The organism is Bacillus sp. GMs2/2, assembly GCF_050172095.1.
In the GTDB taxonomy this organism is placed as follows: domain Bacteria; phylum Bacillota; class Bacilli; order Bacillales; family Bacillaceae_G; genus Bacillus_A; species Bacillus_A cereus.
Genome location: NZ_JBNLYE010000589.1, coordinates 1 through 1,823, shown reverse-complemented (window position 1 = coordinate 1,823; position 1,823 = coordinate 1). Strand labels below are relative to the sequence as shown.

Below are 1,823 nucleotides of genomic sequence, written 5' to 3'. Positions count from 1 at the left end.
TATATTATTACGTTAAAACAAGACTTTATATTCCAAACTTAAAGTCTTGTTTTATTGTGTATAATATACATAATAAAACGTTGTTATTAGTTTTATAAAAAAAGTTTAGGTAGGTGTTTATATGAAAACGATAGGTCTTATAGGTGGTATGAGTTGGGAATCAACTTCTGAATATTATCGAATTATTAATGAAGAAATAAAAGAGAGATTAGGAGGGCTACATTCAGCAAAATGTTTGATTAATAGTGTGGATTTTGAAGAGATTGAACGATGTCAGTCTAGCGGAGATTGGGATGGTGCTGGAGAAATTCTAGGGAATGCGGCATATTCATTACAAAAGGGAGGAGCAGACTTTATAATCATTTGTACAAATACAATGCATAAGGTAGTTGGAAAAATAAAGGCCAAAATTGATATTCCAGTCTTACATATTGCTGATGCAACTGCAAAAGAAATTAAAAGAAAAGACATTCAAAAGGTTGGTCTGCTTGGAACTAAATATACAATGGAGCAAGATTTCTATAAGTCACGTATTGAAGAGCATGATATAAAAGTAATAGTACCATCAGAAAAAAATAGAAAAGAAATAAATAAAGTAATATATACAGAATTATGTTTAGGAAAAATAGTATCTCAATCTAGAGAATATTATAAAAGAGTCATCGAAGAGTTAGTGCAAAAAGGAGCACAGGGAATCATATTAGGTTGTACAGAAATAGGGTTATTAATAAAGCAAGAAAACGTATCTGTCCCGATATTTGATACAACTCATATACATGCAATTGAAGCAGTCAAGGTAGCTCTAGATAGAGTATAATTATATTATGTAAACTTTATTCGTATATCTGGAAAACATTCAGAAAATATTTTATAATGTAAGTGGTTACATTTAAGGGGGAATGCGTATGTTTTCAGTTCAACCAATCGCATTTGTACATAATGAAAGAAAGGAAATAAAAGATGATGAGTGGGGAGAAGTAAGATCTCGTATAACTTTAACTGAAATGTATGCAGAAGAGAGTATACAAGGGGTTGAAGATTTTTCTCATATTGAAGTTGTTTTTTATTTTCATAAAGTAACTGACGAGCAAATTCAGTATTTTGCTAGACATCCTAGAAATAATAAGGATTATCCTGAAGTAGGTATTTTTGCACAGCGCGGGAAAAATCGCCCAAATCGCATAGGTGTAACAATTGTAAAGGTGATCAAAAGAGAAGGTAAATCAATTATTGTTGAGGGATTAGATGCTATTGATGGCACTCCTATATTGGATATAAAACCAATAATGAAAGAGTTTATGCCGACAGAAGAAATACACCAGCCTAAATGGGCAACGGATATAATGAGACAGTATTGGAAGGGGAATGGAGTAAAATGAGAATATATGAGGCAACAATTGCAGATTTAGATGGACTAGCATCAGTTTTTAATAACTATCGCATGTTTTATAGGCAAGATTCTGATTTAGAAGGGGCAAAAGTATTTTTACGAAATAGAATTGAGAAAAAAGAGTCTGTTATTTTCGTAGCAGTTGAAGACGGCGAATATATTGGGTTCACGCAACTATATCCATCATTTTCTTCTATTTCAATGAAAGAATTATGGATTTTAAATGATTTATTTGTACAAGCGGCGAAGCGTGGAGCCGGAACAGGTAAAAAATTATTAGAAGCTGCTAAAGAATACGCATTAGAAAATGGAGCAAAAGGTGTAAAGCTGCAAACGGAGATTGATAATTTATCAGCACAACGATTATACGCTGAAAATGGTTATTTGAGAGATAATCGTTATTTCCATTACGAATTAACGTTTTAAAAAATTA

The 1,823-nt window shown here is 31.9% G+C and carries 3 protein-coding genes; all 3 read left to right on the top strand.

Annotated elements, in window-relative coordinates:
- Positions 1 to 121 precede the first annotated feature (121 nt).
- The 3 genes from ACQGS6_RS27660 to ACQGS6_RS27650 all read left to right on the top strand — a co-directional run bounded on the left by ACQGS6_RS27660 (position 122) and on the right by ACQGS6_RS27650 (position 1,816).
- Positions 122 to 817, top strand: a complete 696-nt coding sequence (locus ACQGS6_RS27660) for an aspartate/glutamate racemase family protein (protein WP_000848569.1) — start codon at positions 122 to 124, stop codon at positions 815 to 817.
- A gap of 88 nt (positions 818 to 905) precedes the next feature.
- The gene (locus ACQGS6_RS27655) at positions 906 to 1,379 is read left to right on the top strand and encodes an SAM-dependent methyltransferase (protein WP_000493255.1); all 474 of its coding nucleotides are present in this window, start codon (positions 906 to 908) and stop codon (positions 1,377 to 1,379) included.
- The gene (locus ACQGS6_RS27650; protein ID WP_001223866.1) at positions 1,376 to 1,816 is read left to right on the top strand and encodes a GNAT family N-acetyltransferase; all 441 of its coding nucleotides are present in this window, start codon (positions 1,376 to 1,378) and stop codon (positions 1,814 to 1,816) included. Before ACQGS6_RS27655 ends, ACQGS6_RS27650 begins: the two co-directional genes overlap by 4 nt.
- Positions 1,817 to 1,823: the final 7 nt, after the last annotated feature.